This is a genomic window from Desulfosporosinus sp. BICA1-9 (assembly GCF_000802135.1).
In genome coordinates this window covers 25,774-45,702 of record NZ_JUEE01000026.1, presented here as the reverse complement: position 1 = coordinate 45,702, position 19,929 = coordinate 25,774, and the positions used below count along the sequence as shown (strand labels likewise).

Genomic DNA, 19,929 nt, shown 5'->3' with positions numbered 1-19,929 from the left:
TTATCCCTCCTGTTGCAAAATCTGTACTCGTCGTCCGAAACGCTGTACCTTCCCTAAAACCAACAAACGCACAGCCTCTGGGTAGAGACGATGTTCAACCTCTAAAATTCTCTGGGCTAAACTCTCTTCAGTGTCCTCAGGTAAAACAGGGACCGCTTCTTGTAAAATAATTGGGCCGCTGTCCAGGCCTTCATCCACCAGGTGTACTGTACAACCGCTTACCTTAACCCCATACTCTACTGCTTGCAACTGGGCATGAAGCCCCGGGAAGGCTGGAAGCAAGGAAGGGTGAATATTCAGGACTGGAAAACTAACTTGACGAATAAACTGTGGACTTAAGACTCGCATATACCCGGCCAAGAGTAATAGCTCCACTCGGTTTTCTCGCATCCAAATCAGGATATCTTCCTCCTGAGCTTGGCGATGGGGGTAATTTTTGATTGGGAAAACACGAGTAAGAATTCCTGCCTCTTCAGATCGCTTCAGTGCCCCAGTCCCAGGTTGATCTGACCCCACAGCCACAATTTTGATGGGGAGACAGCCACTCTGACAGGCCTCAATCAAGGCCTGGAGATTACTTCCCCGACCAGAGGCCAGTATCGCCGTCCTCAATACTCCACCCCTTCTCCCTCAACAACCCTGCCTATGGCAAAGCTATTCTCGCCTAAATCAGTGAGTTTTTGACGGACGGAATTTTCATCTTCCTGACTAACAACAAGCACAAAACCAATCCCCATATTGAAGGTTCGATACATTTCTGGCCAGGCTACATCTCCAAGGCGTTGAAGAAATGTAAAGACCGCTGGACGCTCCCAGGCGTTTAAATCTATCCGAACTCCTAAACCCGCTGGCAAGATCCGGGGGACGTTTTCCGTTAACCCTCCCCCTGTAATATGAGCCATGCCTAAAATTTCCCCGCCCTCCAGAAGCGGCAGAATGGACTTAACATAAATCTTCGTCGGACGAAGTAAAGCCTCGCCAAGCGCTTCTCCTAGCTCAGGAATTACTTCATCCAAGGGGATTTTCTCAATAATTTTTCGGGCCAAGGAATACCCATTACTATGTAGTCCGGTTGAGGGTAAGCCTATAAGGACATCTCCCGCTTGAATCTTTGATCCATCAATTAACTGCTGACGATTGACAACCCCCACTGAGAATCCGGCAATATCATATTCATCTTCAGCATAGAAACCAGGCATTTCTGCCGTTTCTCCCCCGATCAATGCGCAACCAGCTATTTCACACCCTTTTGCTACCCCGCCGACGACCTCAGCAACTCGGCTCGGCTCCACCTTTCCAACTGCTAGATAATCGAGGAAAAACAAAGGCTCTGCACCTTGGACTAAAATATCATTGACGCACATAGCGACCGCATCTTGCCCAATACTATCATGTCGATTCATCTGAAAAGCAAGGCGAAGCTTCGTTCCCACACCATCCGTTCCAGAAACCAGGACTGGATCCGGATATTTTTCTAAATCCAGCTTAAAAAGCCCTCCAAATCCTCCAAGCCCGCCGAGAACTTCCGGACGAAGTGTTCTCGCAACCGCTGGTTTGATGCGTTCTACCACTTCATTTCCAGCCTGAATGTCGACGCCCGCGTCCCGATATGAGTATCCCAACTGTTGTTCCCCCTTACAGTTTCAATGCGTCAATATTCTTTACATAAGATTTAACTCTATAATCACGCAAAACTCATCAGCAAAAATTCCGCTGTTCTAAATTATTCTTACTTTGGTTTAAATTCGAGAGTGGAATAGGATAAACGCCATTAAAACAAGCCAAACAAACGTCCGACGTGCCAAGCGCCCGAAGCAGCCCTTCCTCGGAAATATAATGCAACGAATCTGCCCCTACAAACTTACGAATTCCCTCAATATCTAATTGATTGGCGATAAGTTTCTCTCGTTCTGCTGTATCTATTCCGTAATAGCACGGGTAGGCTACGGGTGGAGAACTGATTAAGAAATGCACTTCCTTTGCCCCTGCATTCTTGACCATTTCCACTAGCTTGGAACTCGTAGTTCCTCGAACGATGGAATCATCAATCATAACTACACGCTTATCTTTAAGAACGCTCGTATTAGCGTTAAGTTTCAAGCGAACCCCAACTTCTCTCATAGCCTGAGTCGGTTGAATAAAGGTGCGTCCGACGTAACGGTTCTTAATAAGTCCTTCACCAAAGGGAATCCCCAAAGCCGTGGCATATCCAAGAGCAGAAGCAGTTCCTGAATCTGGGACTGCGATTACCAGATCTGCATCAACCGGACATTCGCGGGCCAATTCAATGCCCATCTGACGTCTGCTCTCAGAAACATTTAACTGATCCATCGTGCTATCTGGTCGAGCAAAATAGATGTATTCGAAGGCACAAGACGTTTGCGCAGTTTTGGTAAGCCCTTGACGCGAGTGCAATCCGTCATCATCGATAACAACAATTTCGCCAGGTTCGACATCCCTCACAAACTCTGCTCCAACAGTATCTAGCGCACAACTTTCTGAGGCAAGACAATAGCGGTCACCCATTAGACCAATACATAACGGACGAACACCATGGGGATCCCGCATTCCAAACAGCTTATCCTCGGCAAGGATAACCAAGGCATACGCTCCTCGTAGATCCATCATGGTCTTGACCAGGGCATCTTCTAAGGAATCTCGGCGGTAGCGAGTGATAAGGTTAATGATGACTTCGCTATCAATCGTTGTTTGGAAAACTGCACCGTTTTTCCCCAGTTCTTCCCGTAGTTCCAAGGCATTCGTCAAATTTCCATTATGGGCCAAGGCCATCATGCCTTTTTGATAGTGTACCACCAAGGGCTGGGCATTAGCGAGTAAGCTTGACCCCGTCGTGGAATAACGAACATGCCCGATTGCCATTTTCCCTTTGAGTCCTTCAACAACGCTGTCAGAAAACACTTCTGACACTAAACCCATCCCTTTATGCAGCGTGATGCCTCGACCATCTGAAGTAGCGATACCGGCACTTTCCTGCCCTCTATGTTGTAATGCATACAGCCCGTAGTAAGTTAAACGTGCGACCTCCTGATCGGGAGCGTAAATTCCAAAGACGCCACATTCTTCTTTCGGTTTATCTTCTCCAAATTCGATCATTCCCGGCCTCCCTCTCCCACCCAGTGAATAAATGATTAATTCCTATCCCGAATTACCTTAACTCTTAAAATTCAGCTTTGTCCTACGCCTGAGCAAGGGCGTCTTTTACCCGACGATAGACTTCCTGATAGGCCTCTTCCACTCTGCCAAGATCCCGTCGGAAACGATCCTTGTCGAGCTTCTCACGAGTTTCGATATCCCAATAACGGCAAGTATCTGGAGATATCTCATCTCCCAGATAGACTTTTCCATCCGCAACCCCAAACTCTAGTTTAAAGTCAATCAAGTCGATCCCCGCTTTTACTAAGATGTTCTTTAAAATTTCGTTAATTCTAAAGCCTAAAGCTTGAATTTCTCGCGTATGATCCACGCTAGCCCATCCCATCGCTGCGACATGAGATTCATTGACCATCGGATCTCCTAGTTCATCATCTTTATAATACAATTCCACAACCGGTCGGCTGAGAACAAAGCCCTCCTCGACTCCAACACGTTTCGCTAAGCTTCCGGCTACAATGTTACGAACAACCACCTCGAGGGGAATCATGTCTAGGCGACGCACAAGCATATCCCGCTCGCTTAACAATCGAACATAGTGGGTTGGGATACCCGCTTTTTCTATCTCTTCAAAGAAGAGTGCTGATAACTGATTATTGACTTCTCCCTTATCCACGATTTGTCCTTTTTTCTCGCCATTAAAAGCAGTAGCATCATCTTTATAGGCTACCCAGAAATAGTCACTCTGATCAGTATCGTAAACTCTCTTCGCTTTTCCCTCATACCTTAATTCCAACTTTTCCATATAATTTTTCCTCCTTCAATCGTCAGTTTATTAGCACGTTCGCCGCTCCAGAGCTTGGTGAACGTGCAATTCATTTGCATTCATCTCACCTATTCTAGGCCTAAGCGTTGAAAAATATCTTCTACGTGCTTCGTATGGTAAGCATAATCAAACAGGTCGTTAATTTCTTCTGTATTTAAATATTCCCGTATACTTGAGTCTCTACTGATCAGGTTCTGGAATTGTTCTTTGCTATTCCAGGCTTCCATAGCATTGCCTTGAACTAAAGCGTATGCTGACTCCCGACTGGCACCCTTTTCGACTAAGGCCAGCATGACGCGTTGGGAAAAAATCAGGCCGAATCCCTTGTCAATGTTCAGCTTCATTTGCTCTGGAAATACTTCCAACCGTCCTATAAGCTGGGTCATCTTATGGAGCATATAGTCGAGAGCAATGGTGCTGTCCGGTAAAATCATCCGCTCCGCCGAGGAATGGGAGATATCTCGTTCATGCCATAAGGCGACATTCTCCAAGGCTACTTGAGCATTGGCACGAATAACCCGGGCCATGCCGCAAATGCGTTCTGGAGTTATGGGATTCTTCTTGTGAGGCATAGCTGAGGAGCCTTTCTGACCTTTGGCAAAGGCTTCTTCCACTTCATGTACATCGGTCCGCTGTAGGTTACGAAGCTCGGTCGCCATTTTATCCAGCGAGCTTGCGATACCCGCAAGCGTCGTCATGAAGAAGGCATGCCGATCGCGTTGTAGGATTTGTGTCGATATTAAAGCTGGCTCTAAGTGAAGTACTTGGCAAACATGTGCTTCAACTTGAGGATCTACATTGGCAAACGTCCCTACTGCTCCAGAAATCTTGCCTACCCGTATTTCCTCACGGGCAAAATCCAAACGCTTCTTTTGACGTCTAATTTCATCGTACCAGAGCGCAAACTTCAACCCCAGGGTAATCGGCTCAGCGTGAATTCCATGCGTTCGCCCCATCATTAGGGTATCCCGATGTTCCAGCGCCCTGCGGCGTAAGGACGCTTCCAACCCTTCCATTTTAGACAACAAAATATCAGACGCTTCTACCAATTGTAGGGATAAGGCTGTATCCAGAACATCTGAAGATGTAAGGCCAAGATGAATGTGTTTTGCTTCATCTCCCACATTCTCTGCAACATTGGTCAAGAATGCTAACACATCATGTTGGGTTACTTCTTCAATAGCCTGTACCCTTTCCCACGAAAAAGCAGCCTTCTCTCGGATGACCTCCACTGCCTCATTCGGAATCTTTCCTAGTTTGGCCCACCCTTCACAGGCGGCAATTTCAATCTTCAACCAGAGAGCGAGGCGATGTTCGTCTGTCCAAATCCCCCCCATTTCAGGAAGCGTATACCGTTCAATCATACTTGAGTCCCCTTTTCACTTAAGCGTTTTTGCAACACTTCGTCCTTCGCTTCGATGTCCTTCTGCATCTGGGTTCGATAGTTATAAACCTTAATACTCAAAGGTTTATCCTGAATGGCTAGAATCTGTACCGCTAGCAACGCAGCATTGCGTGCTGCACCAATGCCTACGGTGGCAACAGGAATTCCTGGAGGCATTTGCACAATGGAATAAAGTGCGTCGATACCTTCCATGGCACCACTACTGAGGGGAACACCGATCACAGGTAGAATTGTTGCCCCGGCCACAACCCCTGGCAAATGAGCAGCTAACCCTGCCGCTGCAATGATGAGTTTTCCTCCTTGAGCTTCAAAAGCTTTCACCCAGTCTACGGTTCTATCCAATGTTCTATGGGCGGAAGATATTTTGACTTCAAAATCAAGTTCAAATTGACGGAGAACTGTCAGTGTGTCCTCCATGATTTTGTAGTCTGAATCACTTCCCATAATGACCCCAATCTGGCTCATCTAATTTTCGCCCCTCTTTCCCTAATCTTACGTTTATCCTTACCCTTATCCTTACTTTTACTCTTTTCCTTACCCCTAACCATAGCAAAAACCCAGACCAGAGCAGATTACACCCTTTTAATCAGAGTGAAACCTACCCGCCTGGGCTTTTATCCCTTCGGTGTGATTTGATTGCTCAATCAAACCTGTACCACTTGGACAAAATCAATTGCCCTAGGTACACTTTCGCTCATAGTCAGGCAATTTACGGCAGCCTGGTAGAAACTTGCGGACCATATCACCGCGGTTATATGAACTCCTTATGAATTTTGGATAAGTTCATTTTACAAGAAGGTATCCTTAAGGTCAATAGAAAATCGAACATTAATATTTATTTAAATAAAAACGTTCGATTAGGCTCAGTAAATCTTTTGCTTTTCCTACACAACCAATTTTGATCAACCCTATTCTTTACTCTTCGCGACTTCAACCCCCGCCCATTCTTCATAGCATTTAACAACAGAACACATATCTTCATTGGCATACCCTTTTAGGATGGCCATCTGTAACATTTCCTTGACGAGGGAAAGTACTGGCACGGGCACTTGGAGTTGGGCAGCAATGCTCGTGGCTAAGCCCAAGTCTTTATACATTAACGGTATACCACCGGCTTCCGGTTGGGGTTAACCTGCGACCAAAATGGAAGCCCTTCCACATCACCCGCTACGGTTAAAGCATAGGACCCTACTTGGTTCGCTAGTTTTACAGCTTCTGGCAAAGGGAATCCCCGTAATAAGCCCGATAATAAGCCTGCCGCAAAAGCATCACCTGCCCCGATAGGGTCAACAATCTGCTCGACCGTAAAGCCCGGAACCAGACCCGTTTCTGTCTGATTAGCATAATAAGCTCCACCTGCACCGAGCTTAACCACAACTAGTTTGGCTCCATGCTCTATTAATTGGCTGGCAATTGACTCCGGTTTCATTTCCCCTGTCAGAATGAACCCTTCTTCAAGTCCCGGTAAAACAATGTCACTTTCCCCCGCAATGTTCATAAGTGTTACTTTCGCCTCTTTAGGAGACCAAAGCTTTAGTCGAATATTGGGATCGAAAACCACCGTCACAGCATTTTTTTTGGCCAAGCGGATGGCCTGAAATATCGTCTCTTGACAAGATGAACTTAAAGCAGGTGTGATCCCAGTGATATGCAAAAATTTTGCTTTTGCAATATATTCCTCATTTAAATCATTAGGGGTCATCTCACTAGCGGCTGAATTTTTACGATAATAAGATATTTTGGGTTCTTGCCTGATTTGTCTTTCTTTAAAAAAGACGGCCGTCGCATGCTGCTCATCAAAGATAACCTGTGAGGTATCCACCCCTTCACCCCGGATATAATTGCGGACATAAAGTCCAAATTCATCCTGACCTAACCGGCTAATCCAACCGCATTGATGTCCTAATCTGGATAACCCTATCGCAACATTAGATTCCGCTCCCCCGATGGATTTTTCAAATTGGCCTGCATACCTTAAAGGACCCACCGATGTGGGAATAAAAAGGACCATAGTTTCACCGATGGTTACGACATCCAAAAATCTCCACTCCCGCCTTCCACTTCTTTGAAAACATAATATCTCTCTACCTTCCTGGATTAGTTCCCTTTATCCTCACCCCCCTCCCATTGGGGGGAATAACGCTAATTGGTCTGAATCCTGCAAAACATAGTCATCAGATACCGCTTTACCATTAACTCGGACGATGGAAACGTCAGACAGGTGAAGCTCTAAAAGATTCAAGGCAGTTAAGACTGTAATTCCTTCGGGCATGTTCCACTCTTCCATTATAAAACGCCCAATTCGGAGACTGGCAAATAGTTTTATAACAACACGCAACGTCACCACCCCTTTACCACGGGAATATTGGTTCACCTTGATTAAATGTAAGCTCTCCAGGCTGAGTCAAAACTTCGATTTGGGAGTGGGCCTGTGCCTCTTCAAGTAAAGCTTCACTAATCACGATCTCCTCTAACTCCAGAGTGTTTTTGATCCACACGATTCGATGTTTCCCGCGCTCTACCCCATTACAGGTTTTGACTACAATCCGCAGAGCGTCCTCTTTGCTGCCCGCCACCATCGGGATTTTGACTGGTAAAATCTCAGTACTAGTAAAAGAATTGGTATACGTCGAACCGAAGTCTATGTCGTCAAATAAGTTTCGGGCAACGACATCGACAACCCCCATTCCATTGGCGTTTCCATGCGTTTCTTCAGTTAAACCAAAGATAACGCTTTTTTGAAATCTCGGACCGCCGCTACAATACTTGTTAATATATAGGCCCGTCACATTAGGATCTTGACCGTCCCCACTGATGTTTTTTCCAATCTCTTCGATCACTAACACGTCAAACTCGGGAAATAGGAGTTGCCCCATTATTTTTTTGCTTTCTTCGAGTAAGGCCCGCTCTTTATCCATGGCTAGAATTTCAGGGCGTGAAATTACTTCTATTTTATAGGTTTGTTCATATGCATTTTCCACAATTCCCAGGGCAAATAACACCTTCGATTTCTCAACAATCATTTGAGCAGCCTTGGGAATTAATTCCGCAAAACGCCCAAAGCCCTGGTGATGTAAGGAGTCCGCTCCAATTTGTTTGCCTAATCCAATCGTAATCATCTTCGCCACGCCACTCTCAATGGGTCCCCTGAAGGCGGTATGAGCTTTCACACGGGCAATCACGATGATCCCCTCCGCTTGAAGAGCACTTTGGGCGACGTAGATCGGAAGCCCTGGTTCAAGTTCTCCGATACTCACCACCTCCAGGGAGGCGTCGACCGGAACTCCCATACTGTCTGGAGTAATCCCGTAGGTTGCTAAAACGCCCGCTTGTCCTAAAGCCGTTGCCCCGCCATGGCTCCCCATAGTTGGAATAATAAAGGGTTTTGCTCCTGCTGTGATCAATTCATTGACCAACGTCTTGGTTATTACCTTGATATTGGCAATTCCCCTGCTTCCAACCCCGATGGCAATGGTTTTGCCTTGGAGATGAGTTAAATGAGGTATTAGTTGAGCCCTAACTTCTTGAACAACATCGTCAATTCGATCTTGCTTAAAGAGCTGTTTAACCTTTACGAACTTGGGCAGTGGAATATCGCTAAACCGTTTCAAATTTAAAGATTCCAACACTCTTCCCCCTTATTTGAGAACCCCTAAACAGTCTAAGGCAAGTTTCATCTCCTGAACTTCTTCTTCCGTTGGCAAGCGAAAGGGCGGCCTGATTCCAGCAAAAGGAATGCCTCGCAAACTGAGAGCCGCTTTGTAGGGCGTAATGTAGGGCCCTATTTTGAGGGCTTTCCGAATATTAATTACGAGAAACTGCAAACGGACCGCTTCTTGATAATGGCCGGCCATAAACTCCTCATACATTTGGACCATAATCTCCGGGAAGACATCGCCGACCGCTGAAACTACACCCCTTGCTCCCATCATCATGGCAGGCACTACCATAGAGTCCGTTCCAATCACAACTGTGAAGTCCTTGCCTAGTAAATCGATGTACTCACATAAGCGATCCAAATCTTTGGAAGAATCCTTCACGCCGTGAATATTGGAATAGTGATCTGCTAACTTCTTAACCAGAACAGGCTTGAGATCATTTTTAGCATTACTAGGGATATTGTAAAGATAGATGGGCAGCTCCGGCACACTCTCGGCGACCGTGCCAAAATGATTGTACAGACTCTCGTTATCATGAGGAAAGTACCAAGGCGCTACAATAGCCACTGCATCGGCACCGACCTCTTGAGCATATTCTGTTAGTTCAACGGTCTCCTCCGTGCTTATTTCACCCGTTTGGACAATCACAGGAATACGGCGAGCTGTTTGCTCGACAGCAATACGGATCAGGTCCTTCTTTTCTTTCATTTTAAGGACAGGGCCCTCTCCATTGGTACCGGCAATAAAAAGTCCATGAACCCTATTTTCTATCAGGTAGTCAATATAATGACGTAAAGTCTGTTCATCAATCTGATGATTTGAATCGTAGGGTGTCAGTACGGCCGGGATGACACCTCTTAAGTTTAGTCTTTTCATGTCATTTTCAGCCTCCAGTGCCTTATTCATACTTCATGACAGCCCCACGAAAAGCGGACTTGACCAGATTCGCATAAAGGGCCAAATATCCTTTTCTCATTTTAAGCATCGGCTCTTGCCAAGCTTCAAAACGCCGCGCCATTTCTTCCTCGCTCACTAGGAGATCAAGCCGACGATTCGGAATGTCAATACTTATGCGATCCCCGTTTTCCACAATAGCCAGAGGGCCTCCTTCTGCTGCCTCGGGACAAATGTGACCCACAAATCCTCCTCGGTTGGAGCCGGAAAATCGGCCATCTGTGATTAAGTAAACATGTTCGGCTAGGTCATAGCCATCAAGAAGTTTGAGCGGTGTATACATCTCCCTCATACCGGGTCCACCTTTTGGCCCTTCATAGCGGACGACGATGATATCCCCGCGCTCAATTTTCTGTTCCTTAATAGCCAAAATAAGCTCTTGTTCAGAGTTAAATACGACAGCTGGCCCTTCTACTTGCAGACGTTCTGCAGGTATAGCCGACGGTTTGGCAACTGCACTTTGAGGGGCCAGATTTCCTCTCATAATAGCTAACCCACCATCCGGTTTAAAGGGATTCTCAAGGGGTCGTATCACCCTTTCATCCTCAATATGGGCATCTCTAACATTCTCCTCAACTGTATAACCGCTCACAGTCAAGGCCTCTCCGTGGAGCATTGGCAGCAATTGGTGCATCACAGCAGGAATTCCCCCTGCCCGATGGAAATCGACCATATCGTAGGCGCTAGCAGTCATCACAGACGCAAGATGAGGGGTTTCCATACTCAAGCGATCGAAATCATTAATCTCTAGTGAAAGGTCCGCTTCCTCAGCTAAGGCCAGTAAATGCAAAACCTGATTGGTTGAACCCCCAATTGCTAGACCGACGCGAATCGCATTTTCTAGAGCCTGGGCCGTGATGATTTGTCGAGGGTTGACTCCTTCACGAACGAGATCAACCACCCTGTTACCTGATTCACGGGCCACCTGCAACCGTTTGGAATAAGTAGCGGGAACTGTTGCACTTCCTGGAAGAGAGAGTCCCAACACTTCGCTTAAACACGACATCGTATTCGCTGTTCCGAGCATGGTACACGAACCGGGAGTCGGACAAGCTGATTTTTCTACATAGGTGAGCTCTGCTAAATCGATTTTTCCGGCATGGTACTCCCCGACGGCAATTTCGATTTCATTCACATCAATATCCCGGCCATGTCGAGTTCCCGGTTCCATGGGACCACCATTAACCAGAATCGCCGGTAAATCCAGACGGACAGCTGCCATGAGCAAAGCCGGAACTGTTTTATCGCAAGAACCTAATAAAACCAGTCCATCAAACCGGTGAGCTTCCACCATAACTTCTATGCTGTGAAGAATCACTTCACGTGAAGGAAGAATATAGGTCATTCCTTCGTGTCCCTGGGCAATTCCATCACAGGGCCCGATCGTTCCGAACTCTACCGCCATACCACCCTTTTGCGCGATCCCTTCTTTGACAGCGGCCGCGACCTCTTTCAGGTTAAAGTGCCCAGGGCATACGGTATTCCAAGTATTGACGATGGCTATCACCGGCTTTTTAAAATCGTCATCCATATATCCCATAGATCGATATAGGCCACGGGCCAATGCCCCTTCCGGAACTCCCAACAGGGATTGGCTTCTCCAACTCATATTTTTCTCTCCCTTTGAATAAGGGTGCAATTGTCATTAAAAGACATCATTGCACCCGTTTTCAATATTATTTTGAACTGACTAGTTTCTCAACATCCACTTTGTAGGTGCTTCCTAAAAGCTGTTTCATAACCTTTTCGATCCGTGAACGTACTAATCTTAAGTTGTATTTCTCGGCATTTGACAACATGGCCCTTTGAGCCCCCATCGAGAACCCTCTTACTTCCATAGCTGCCTTAAAAGCAACCGGGAACGGTGCCGCATTCATAGCACGCAATAATGCCAGGAAAGAATACTGTAACTCCATTGCTTTCGCATAGTCCTTTTCCAGGAAAGCATTATAAATTCCCACAATCACTTCCGGAATAATGCCGGCACTTGCTGTCATACTTCCCTTCGCTCCGGCCATCAGGGCAGGGAAAAAGGTCTCCTCTCTACCGACTAGAAAGTTAAACTTATCATGGGTCCCGGCCAAGCGTATTTTATCCATGAAGTGCATATTATCTGACATGCTTCCACTACTATCTTTCATACCGACAATGTTCTTGTTGCGGCTCAAGCGTTTAACCACATCATAGGAAATAGGTGCTGTAAACATCGGAATATTATATAAGATAATCGGTATATCTACGGCCTCAGTAACCGCCTCCATGTGACGCTCAATCATTTCCTGACTGGTCGGCAAATACCAGGGAGTCGTAATGACAACCGCCTCACAGCCTAAACGCAAAGCTTCTTGTGCCATCCGAATCGAGCCTTTAGCGTGCGTATCCGCAGCTCCCGGTGTAACCGGAACCCTACCTGCAGCTTGATCAACAACAATCTCCATGACCCGGATCTTTTCCTCAAGGTCCATTTGCACGAATTCTCCCACCGTACTATTAGGGAAAAGACCATTAACCCCTTGCTGGATTGCAAATTCCGTTGATTGTCGTAATGATAATTCATCAATTTCTCCATGTGCATCAAAAGGGGTAAGCATAGCAACATAGACACCTTCGGGTTTATACACAAAGATCACATCCTTCCATAATTTTGTCTTTAGTTGAACGAGTCACTCTCTCGTGTTCAAAGCTTTCTTTTAGACAAGCTTTAATTGTGCTAATTTTTCTTGCCCAGGCGTCCCTAACTCATCCCAACCTCGTAGAAAGTAATATTCTTCAAGCATTTCTTTCAGAGGGGTCCGGTTCCCTTGAGCAGGTCCATCGGGCATTTCCTCATCGAGTAACCGCGCTGGTAAAGTATCTGGTTCGACTCCTTCGCGCAGATTAAAGAGCCGGGTAAGGTTATAGATCCGTTCCCCGGATTCTAAAACATCTTCAATTTCTTTAAACCTCTCCAGCCCGGTTGCTGCATAGATCAATCGGACAAGCTGACGAGGAGAAAGGGCAAACGTTGCGAAAAGACACATCCCTATCGAATCCACGATGGAAATAAGATCTTGTTCATTCTTTACATACTCTGCTTTAAATTCAATGGAGTAGGGGTCGATCCGGCCTTGGTTTTGCAAAGCTTCTGCTGCAATAGGCCAACTTCTAAGATGGCATCCCCCTCGGTCACTAGTAGCATAAGCTAGTCCCATGGCATAGGCACCCCTGGGATCATACGCTGGTAATTCTAATCCCTTGACATGCATTGCAAAAACTTCGGAGCCTTGCCCTAATTTTTGTGCCGCTGCTTTAGTTCCTAAGCCCAAGAGCTGGCCCAGACCTTCACCCTTACCAATTTGGTGAAGCATCTGAATCATACTATCCGTATTCCCGAACTGTAAGGCGTAGCCTATCTCTTCTTGGCTGATGATTCCTCGCTGAACACATTCCATGGCAAAGCCAATGGCATTACCTGCCGAGATGGAGTCGATCCCATACTGATCACAAATGTGTTCAGCAGCCACCACCGCACCATAGTCACCATTTCCACACTGAGTTCCAAAGGCCCAGGTATTTTCATATTCAGGTCCCTCGGTGTATTCCCCTTTATACTTACCTTGCTTAACTTTGGAGAACTTACTGCAGGCCACAGGACAGCCAAAACACGCTTTATCCTTCTCAACTAAATCCTCACGCATCCGGTCCTCGCTGAGTGCCTCGGCATATTCGTTGACTGAACTTTGAAAGTTCTTCACTGGATGAACTCCTAGCTCATTCATTGCGGAGTAGATCACATTTGAGCCATAACGTTGCCTGCCCCCACCTGTATCAGGATGGATCGCTAGCTCATTGTAAGCTTCTTGATTAATCATCATAAAAGCTTCCGGATCAAAGATTTTTAGGGTCTGGGTGCCGCGTGCCACAAGGGCCTTGAGATTCTTAGACCCCATCACCGCTCCTACTCCACCCCGACCAAAACCTCTCATTTCCGAGATGATCGCACTGATAGGAATCAATTGTTCCCCTGCTGGTCCGATACAAGCCACCCGATAATCCGCACCGTATTCCGCTTTCAATCGGTTATGGGTTTCTTCACAATCTAAGCCCCAGAGGGAATCTGCTGGTTTAAAGCTAATCAAGCCATCTTCAATTAAAATGTTCACTGGGGCTAGAGCCTTTCCTTTGATGACTACCACATCGTAACCTGCCCGTTTGAGCTCTGGCCCTAAGAAACCGCCGGCATTCGAATCAACCCATATTCCAGTTAAAGGACTCTTTGTTCCCACAACGGTTCTGCCACTTAAGGGTGCTAGGGTTCCGGTTAAAGGACCTGTTGCAAACACTAAATAATTCTCGGGAGATAAAGGATCGCAGCCCGGATCTACTTCATCGTAAATGATCCGCGCGGCCAAACCTTTTCCGCCAATATAACGGCTCAACAATTCAGGGGATAACTCGGTCACGGTCCAAGTCGACGTGGTTAACTCAATATCAAGTCGTTTTCCTGTATAACCATAACTCATTGATGACCACCTCTTTTCACGGCTTTCGCCGGACACATCTGAGCACATAGGTACTTTCCAGTACACGTATCGCAAAAAATCGGATATCCCTTTTGATCAATCACTCTGGCTTCGAAGGGACAAGCATCAAAACACAGGTAACATTGCGTACACTTTTCACGGTCGACTTGAATCACTCCATTGACTTGGTGAAGAGCTTCGGTAGGGCAAGCTTCAAGACATTTCGGGTTAGAACATTGACGGCAGACGGAGACGACTTCTTCTTCCGGCCAATGGCTTACCATCTTGATCTTGCTATTATCTTCCGCAGTCCCTTGATAATGAACCTGGAAGCAAGTCTGTTCACAAATTCGGCAACCCGTACAGATCTTGGCATCAAAGATCAGCATTTTCTCACTCCTTTAATTATTTATTCGCTGAACGGTCAGGACGCAGAGTCTTTTCACTAAACGTTCGGGCTAACAATTGAACTGGATGAATAACTTTTACGTCCGTTTTTCTTAAGCCATATTGCAGTTGGATTTTACACATCGGGCAACCCGTGGCGACTAAATCAGGGTTCGTAGAAGCAAGGGAACTCACCTTGGGCTCCAAAATCCTCTCTGAGATTTCCGGGTGGGTTAAGCAGAAGCTCCCTGCTCCGCCACAGCATCGGTCAGCATCCGGACTCTCGACAAACTCTACTCCAGGAAGAGCCTTTAAGATTTGCCTAGGTTCAGTGCGCACACCTAAGACATGGTTTAAATGGCAGGGATCATGATAGGTTACCCTCAGGTTTTGGTGGAGTGAACCCACCTTAAACCCTTTTTTCACTAAATACTCACTGATGTCCTGCACTTTTTCGGCTATACCTTTAGCTTCTTCCTCCATCGGATGTCCTTTAAGCCAATGGGGATACTCTTTCAAGGCCGAACCACAGGTCGCACAATCCGTTAAAATAGCTTCCACATTCAAGTTACTCAAAGCCCTAATATTGTGGATTGCCATTTTTACCGTCGTCTCTTTGTCACCCAAACTAGCTTGCGGTTTCCCACAGCAGACAGTCTCTGTGGAAATCGCTGTCCCATGTCCAGCCCTTTCTAACACCTGCAACGCATCCCAGCCTAGGTCCGGAAACATGAAATTTGTCGTACAACTCAAAAAGTAAGCCACTTTGGTTCCATCAGGAAAATCCTGCTTCCCCAGTTCCTCTGAGAGTGGCTTAGGAAGCCGTTCCGGTATTGCGGCTAAACGGCCACTCAAGGTTTCGGGCATCTTACTGGCTACCCCTGGAACGATCTTCACCGTTTGTCCTAATTTAAACATTTTCATTGCGAGAGCAAAGCGTTTACTATGTGGCAAGACTCCACGCAAAATAGTCCGTTGAATAAATGGCAAGCCATCTTTTTCCACGTATTCAGCCTTTAATGCAGAGATTAGTTCAGGCGTGATCACTCCGGCAGGGCAATTAATTTTACAAGCTTCACATCCTAAACAAGCAAACATATCCTCCTTGAGGCGGGGAGTCATGCTAAGTTGTCCTTCTAGAAGTAACCTGATTAAACGATTTCTCCCCCGAGCTACACTTGCTTCATTACGCATGGCACGGTAAGAAGGACATACTGCTTGACAAAGCCCACAGCGAATGCATTTTTTGCTTTCGGCATACAGCCTTGCCTTATCTAACATTGTTATGCCCCTCTTCTCTGTCTACCTCGAAAATCTTACCAGGATTCAGGAGCCCATAAGGATCTAACGTCCGTTTAAGCTCTTTCATGACAGCGATCGTATCAGCATCAAACTGCCAGCTTAAATACTTTTTCTTGGCTCGACCAATCCCATGTTCACCACTTAAAGTTCCACCACACTCCAAGGCTGCGGCAAACAAGGCATCAATGGCCTGTTCTGCCCGTTCCAGCGCTCCCGGTTGATCATCATTAATACAAATATTAGGGTGTAAATTGCCATCGCCCATGTGTCCTAAAATCAGCATCCCCACATTAAACTTCTTCCCGATTTCTTTCATGCGTTTAATCATCTCGGGAACCTTATTGCGAGGAACTGTAGCATCTTCCGGGTAAACATTTGTGAAACTTTGGGCCATTACCCCAAAAGCATTTCTACGGCCCCGCCATAAGTTGTCAGCTTCTTCTTGATTAGCTGCTAATTTTACAGATCTGGCACCTTGGTTAAGGCAGATCCGTTCTATTTTCTCAATTTGCGCTTGAACCTCGTTTTGCCCTCCATCGACTTCGAAGAGCATGGCTGCTCCAACATCGCGGGGAAATCCCACGGGATCCCGTTGCTCAATCAAATCAATAATTTCATGGTCCATGAGTTCAAGCGTTGTGGGTACCACTTTACCCTTTATAATAGCTGATACTGTCTCTGCAGCCTGACCAAGTTCATCAAACAGAACTAGCATGGTTCGTTTATACTCTGGAAGCGGAATGAGCCGAACAGTAATCTCAGTTATCACCCCGAGCGTCCCCTCTGAACCCGCGAAAAAACGGGTCAAATCATAGCCGCTGACATTTTTGATTGTCCGGCCGCCGGCTTTTATGATGCGACCATCCATTAGGACCACTGTAAGCCCCAGGAGATAGTCCCTGGTCACACCGTACTTAAACCCTCGAGGACCGCCGGCATTTTCGGCAACATTTCCTCCGATCGTCGACATGTTTAAGGATGCGGGATCTGGCGGATAAAAAAGCCCTCTAGCTTCTACTGCTCGATGCAGGTCCCGGGTAATCAAACCGGGTTCGACAACGGCAACTAAATTTTCCTCATCGACTTCTACTATCTGATTAAAAAGCTGAGTGGAAAGTACAATCGTACCTTCTTGAGGTACCGTTCCTCCCACGAGGTTCGTCCCTCCCCCACGTGTTGTTACAGGTATCCGCCAGTGGGTGGCGATTTTCAACAGGCTGGAAACCTCTATTGTTGTTTTTGGAAAAACGACGACTCCAGGCATTTCAATCATATTCGTTGAATCATAGGAATAACAAATGAGATCCTCAAGTTCCTTTTTAACTCGGTCCTTACCCAAAACTTGGACCATTTCTTGAATCAGTTGCTCAGGTAACACACTTTTCACCTCTCAAGCTTCCTGCTTTACTTACTGCGAAGATTTAACAAGTGGGTCCGATTCGGTTAATTCCGAACTCATGATGCCCTAAAATCTCCGACTGGGTCAGTTTCCCAGATATCACGTCGCAAACTTCCACAAATAGACGTTCCCCAACCTCTTCGATAGTTTCATCCCCTGTGACGATCGTTCCGGCATTGAGATCCATATTGTCTCTCATGTTTTTATACGTAAAGGTGTTGGTCGCAACCTTAATTACCGGTGCAATAGGAGACCCGGTCGGAGTACCTCGGCCCGTCGTAAAAACAACAATCTGTGACCCTCCGGCAACCATTCCAGTCAATTGCTCAATATCATGCCCCGGAGTATCCATCCAGACTAAGCCTTTCTTCGTGGGTTGATGGGCATAATCAATGATTTCCTGTAATGCCCGATGCCCACCTTTATGAACACAACCTAAAGACTTTTCTTCAATGGTTGTGATCCCTCCCTGCATATTTCCTGGAGAAGGCTGTGCACCCCTGAGATCAACCCCCATGTCCAATATGCTTTGTTCCATCCGGTTAATGACTTGGAACACTCTCTGACGAACCGTATCATCCACACTTCGTTCTGCTAATAAATGCTCAGCACCAATTAGTTCAGTGGTTTCAGCCAGAATGACGGTTCCTCCTTGATCCACAATTTTATCACTGCAATACCCTAAGGCTGGATTACCGGAAATGCCTGAGCAGGCGTCAGATCCGCCACACTCGGTCGAGAAAATGATGTCTTCGAAATTTATTTCCTCCCGGGAGACTTGACTCGCTCTCCCTACCAATTCCCGAGCGATCTGAGCACCCTTGGCAATCGCTTTCAGAGTTCCACCTTCCTGCTGAATAATCACGACCTCTATATTCTCATGACCTGCTTGGCGAGCCGCTTCTGCTACTCTTTCTGCCTCCATCTGTTCGCAGCCCAGCCCAACCACGACCGTACCATAAACATTGGGATGAGCCGCAAATCCAACTAAAGTTCTAAACGTCTGTTCAAAGTCTGACCCAACTTGGGCACATCCGTGCTGATGGGTAACACTGACAGTCCCTGCTACCTGTCTGAAAATGTGATCAGCTACATGATTAGCGCAGACAATGCTGGAAAGAATCAAGACATGATTACGAACTCCAACCTTACCATTTGATCGGCGATATCCCATAAGTTTCACTGTTTATCCCCCCTTCCTCGTAGGCTCTCAACATTATGTACATGGGCATGTGCTCCCGCTTGAATATCCTGCGTCGCAGCACCAATGACCTGCCCATATTTGATTACGCTTGTGCCTCTCAGTATGGTCTCTGTAGCGAATTTGTGACCAAAAGGAATTTCTTCCTTTAAAATGGTGGCCTTTAGTTCCGCTCCGTCCCTAACCCCAACTGCACAATTGGCCACAAGGTCTTCGAGTGCCGTTGCAACATTGTCCTCCCTGGACATTACAATGGCTCGATGTTTCATATTAACCCTCCTTTTATTCATATATATAAACAAAGTTCATAGTTATAAACGGATGATTACTTCTACACTAACATATAATCATCTACCTAATTTTGTGGGTCCATGTGGGAATCTTAAATACCCATTCTTGGGCGATATCCGAATTCAGCCGATAATTGAAGGGTGTGTTCTAGCAAGTATGCTTCAATTTCCTTCTTTCTCAGTTCCATCCGTTCTGTCGGAGCCGCCACACTGATTGCCGCTACAACCCGCCCATGATAATCAAAGATCGGGCAAGCAATGCAAGTTAGTCCCTCTTCAATTTCTTGATTATCATAGGCCACTCCTCGCTGACGCACACTTTCTAATTCCTTAAGCAATATTTTATGGTCCGTAATGGTTTGAGAAGTGAACGTGGGCAACCCTCTCCGAATCACTATCCTCTCGATCTCCGGCACAGGCATAAACGCCAAAAAACTTTTTCCTAAAGCGGTACAATGCATCGGTTTATGATCCCCTAAAGTAACGTTTGTTCGTATTGAACGAGAACAGTCTAACTTGTTAATGTAGACAATTTCATCGTCAACGCAAACCGCCATAAAAACAGTCTCTTCAATTAAATCGACCAGTTTAACCATGTACTTTTTAGCATTCTGGTACACATTGACTCGCTCAAGCGACGATAAGCCCAATTCGATCAGCTTAAAACCCAGACAATATTTCTTATTTTCCGATTGACTAAGATAATTGCGTTCTATCATTGTGCTGAGTAATTCGTGCATACTACTTTTAGGTATATCAAGTTCGTTACAAAGTTCGTGAAATGTCAATCCATCCGGATAATTTCTTAGGACATCCATTACTTCCATTACTCGTGCGGCGGATTTTACGGTCATTTAGTTTTCCTCCTTGTGCTCCTTAACACAACCATTATA

Annotated in this window: 20 protein-coding genes and 1 riboswitch; all 20 genes read right to left on the bottom strand. The window is 46.2% G+C overall.

Annotated elements, in window-relative coordinates; genetic code table 11:
- Entirely contained in the window at positions 1 to 612 is a 612-nt protein-coding gene (purN, locus tag JL57_RS03085) for a phosphoribosylglycinamide formyltransferase (RefSeq protein WP_034140592.1), read from the bottom strand.
- A complete protein-coding gene (gene purM, locus JL57_RS03080; protein WP_034140591.1) occupies positions 609 to 1,622 on the bottom strand; it encodes a phosphoribosylformylglycinamidine cyclo-ligase in 1,014 nt (337 codons plus the stop codon). Before purM ends, purN begins: the two co-directional genes overlap by 4 nt.
- A gap of 76 nt (positions 1,623 to 1,698) precedes the next feature.
- Positions 1,699 to 3,114, bottom strand: a complete 1,416-nt coding sequence (gene purF / locus JL57_RS03075) for an amidophosphoribosyltransferase (protein ID WP_034140590.1) — start codon at positions 3,112 to 3,114, stop codon at positions 1,699 to 1,701.
- A gap of 82 nt (positions 3,115 to 3,196) precedes the next feature.
- The gene (gene purC, locus JL57_RS03070; protein WP_034140589.1) at positions 3,197 to 3,916 is read right to left on the bottom strand and encodes a phosphoribosylaminoimidazolesuccinocarboxamide synthase; all 720 of its coding nucleotides are present in this window, start codon (positions 3,914 to 3,916) and stop codon (positions 3,197 to 3,199) included.
- Between the two features lie 89 nt (positions 3,917 to 4,005).
- Positions 4,006 to 5,301, bottom strand: coding sequence for an adenylosuccinate lyase (purB, locus tag JL57_RS03065; RefSeq protein ID WP_034140588.1), 1,296 nt, complete (start codon positions 5,299 to 5,301; stop codon positions 4,006 to 4,008).
- Complete coding sequence (gene purE, locus JL57_RS03060; protein ID WP_034140587.1) at positions 5,298 to 5,807, bottom strand: 5-(carboxyamino)imidazole ribonucleotide mutase; 510 nt, start codon at positions 5,805 to 5,807, stop codon at positions 5,298 to 5,300. The genes purB and purE overlap by 4 nt, the downstream gene beginning before the upstream one ends.
- Before the next feature lie 212 nt (positions 5,808 to 6,019).
- Positions 6,020 to 6,121: riboswitch (purine riboswitch) on the bottom strand.
- A gap of 129 nt (positions 6,122 to 6,250) precedes the next feature.
- A complete protein-coding gene (locus tag JL57_RS03055) occupies positions 6,251 to 6,439 on the bottom strand; it encodes an NAD-binding protein (protein ID WP_034140586.1) in 189 nt (62 codons plus the stop codon).
- Positions 6,439 to 7,380: a sugar kinase gene (locus tag JL57_RS03050; protein WP_034140585.1), complete on the bottom strand. Its 942-nt coding sequence runs from the start codon at positions 7,378 to 7,380 to the stop codon at positions 6,439 to 6,441. Before JL57_RS03050 ends, JL57_RS03055 begins: the two co-directional genes overlap by 1 nt.
- Positions 7,381 to 7,455: 75 nt before the next feature.
- Complete coding sequence (locus tag JL57_RS03045; RefSeq protein WP_291299633.1) at positions 7,456 to 7,686, bottom strand: MoaD/ThiS family protein; 231 nt, start codon at positions 7,684 to 7,686, stop codon at positions 7,456 to 7,458.
- A gap of 7 nt (positions 7,687 to 7,693) precedes the next feature.
- The gene (locus JL57_RS03040) at positions 7,694 to 8,971 is read right to left on the bottom strand and encodes an iron-sulfur cluster binding protein (RefSeq protein WP_291299632.1); all 1,278 of its coding nucleotides are present in this window, start codon (positions 8,969 to 8,971) and stop codon (positions 7,694 to 7,696) included.
- Positions 8,972 to 8,980: 9 nt separating this feature from the next.
- Entirely contained in the window at positions 8,981 to 9,877 is an 897-nt protein-coding gene (gene dapA, locus JL57_RS03035; RefSeq protein ID WP_045691218.1) for a 4-hydroxy-tetrahydrodipicolinate synthase, read from the bottom strand.
- Between the two features lie 22 nt (positions 9,878 to 9,899).
- Positions 9,900 to 11,564: a dihydroxy-acid dehydratase gene (gene ilvD / locus JL57_RS03030; protein WP_034140582.1), complete on the bottom strand. Its 1,665-nt coding sequence runs from the start codon at positions 11,562 to 11,564 to the stop codon at positions 9,900 to 9,902.
- A 67-nt stretch (positions 11,565 to 11,631) separates the two neighbouring features.
- On the bottom strand, positions 11,632 to 12,576 hold the full coding sequence (locus JL57_RS03025; protein WP_034140581.1) for a dihydrodipicolinate synthase family protein: 945 nt from the start codon (positions 12,574 to 12,576) through the stop codon (positions 11,632 to 11,634).
- Between the two features lie 69 nt (positions 12,577 to 12,645).
- A complete protein-coding gene (locus JL57_RS03020) occupies positions 12,646 to 14,457 on the bottom strand; it encodes an aldehyde ferredoxin oxidoreductase family protein (protein ID WP_034140580.1) in 1,812 nt (603 codons plus the stop codon).
- Complete coding sequence (locus tag JL57_RS03015; RefSeq protein ID WP_034140579.1) at positions 14,454 to 14,846, bottom strand: 4Fe-4S binding protein; 393 nt, start codon at positions 14,844 to 14,846, stop codon at positions 14,454 to 14,456. Before JL57_RS03015 ends, JL57_RS03020 begins: the two co-directional genes overlap by 4 nt.
- A 16-nt stretch (positions 14,847 to 14,862) precedes the next feature.
- Positions 14,863 to 16,125, bottom strand: coding sequence for a (Fe-S)-binding protein (locus JL57_RS03010; RefSeq protein WP_034140578.1), 1,263 nt, complete (start codon positions 16,123 to 16,125; stop codon positions 14,863 to 14,865).
- Entirely contained in the window at positions 16,115 to 17,533 is a 1,419-nt protein-coding gene (locus JL57_RS03005; protein ID WP_291299631.1) for an FAD-binding oxidoreductase, read from the bottom strand. Before JL57_RS03005 ends, JL57_RS03010 begins: the two co-directional genes overlap by 11 nt.
- 34 nt (positions 17,534 to 17,567) lie before the next feature.
- A complete protein-coding gene (locus JL57_RS03000; RefSeq protein ID WP_034140639.1) occupies positions 17,568 to 18,719 on the bottom strand; it encodes a UxaA family hydrolase in 1,152 nt (383 codons plus the stop codon).
- A gap of 5 nt (positions 18,720 to 18,724) precedes the next feature.
- Positions 18,725 to 19,015: a UxaA family hydrolase gene (locus JL57_RS02995; RefSeq protein WP_034140577.1), complete on the bottom strand. Its 291-nt coding sequence runs from the start codon at positions 19,013 to 19,015 to the stop codon at positions 18,725 to 18,727.
- Positions 19,016 to 19,128: 113 nt separating this feature from the next.
- Positions 19,129 to 19,890 (bottom strand): IclR family transcriptional regulator, encoded by a 762-nt coding sequence (locus tag JL57_RS02990; RefSeq protein WP_034140576.1) that lies wholly within the window; start codon positions 19,888 to 19,890, stop codon positions 19,129 to 19,131.
- Between the last annotated feature and the right edge of the window lie 39 nt (positions 19,891 to 19,929).

Bases quoted from the DNA above. Each gene is read 5' to 3' on its own strand.
- purF (WP_034140590.1), bottom strand. From the start codon at position 3,114: ATGATCGAATTTGGAGAAGATAAACCGAAAGAAGAATGTGGCGTCTTT.
- purC (WP_034140589.1), bottom strand. From the start codon at position 3,916: ATGGAAAAGTTGGAATTAAGGTATGAGGGAAAAGCGAAGAGAGTTTAC.
- purB (WP_034140588.1), bottom strand. From the start codon at position 5,301: ATGATTGAACGGTATACGCTTCCTGAAATGGGGGGGATTTGGACAGAC.
- purE (WP_034140587.1), bottom strand. From the start codon at position 5,807: ATGAGCCAGATTGGGGTCATTATGGGAAGTGATTCAGACTACAAAATC.
- JL57_RS03055 (WP_034140586.1), bottom strand. From the start codon at position 6,439: ATGTATAAAGACTTGGGCTTAGCCACGAGCATTGCTGCCCAACTCCAA.
- dapA (WP_045691218.1), bottom strand. From the start codon at position 9,877: ATGAAAAGACTAAACTTAAGAGGTGTCATCCCGGCCGTACTGACACCC.
- ilvD (WP_034140582.1), bottom strand. From the start codon at position 11,564: ATGAGTTGGAGAAGCCAATCCCTGTTGGGAGTTCCGGAAGGGGCATTG.
- JL57_RS03020 (WP_034140580.1), bottom strand. From the start codon at position 14,457: ATGAGTTATGGTTATACAGGAAAACGACTTGATATTGAGTTAACCACG.
- JL57_RS03015 (WP_034140579.1), bottom strand. From the start codon at position 14,846: ATGCTGATCTTTGATGCCAAGATCTGTACGGGTTGCCGAATTTGTGAA.
- JL57_RS03010 (WP_034140578.1), bottom strand. From the start codon at position 16,125: ATGTTAGATAAGGCAAGGCTGTATGCCGAAAGCAAAAAATGCATTCGC.
- JL57_RS03000 (WP_034140639.1), bottom strand. From the start codon at position 18,719: ATGGGATATCGCCGATCAAATGGTAAGGTTGGAGTTCGTAATCATGTC.
- JL57_RS02995 (WP_034140577.1), bottom strand. From the start codon at position 19,015: ATGAAACATCGAGCCATTGTAATGTCCAGGGAGGACAATGTTGCAACG.
- JL57_RS02990 (WP_034140576.1), bottom strand. From the start codon at position 19,890: ATGACCGTAAAATCCGCCGCACGAGTAATGGAAGTAATGGATGTCCTA.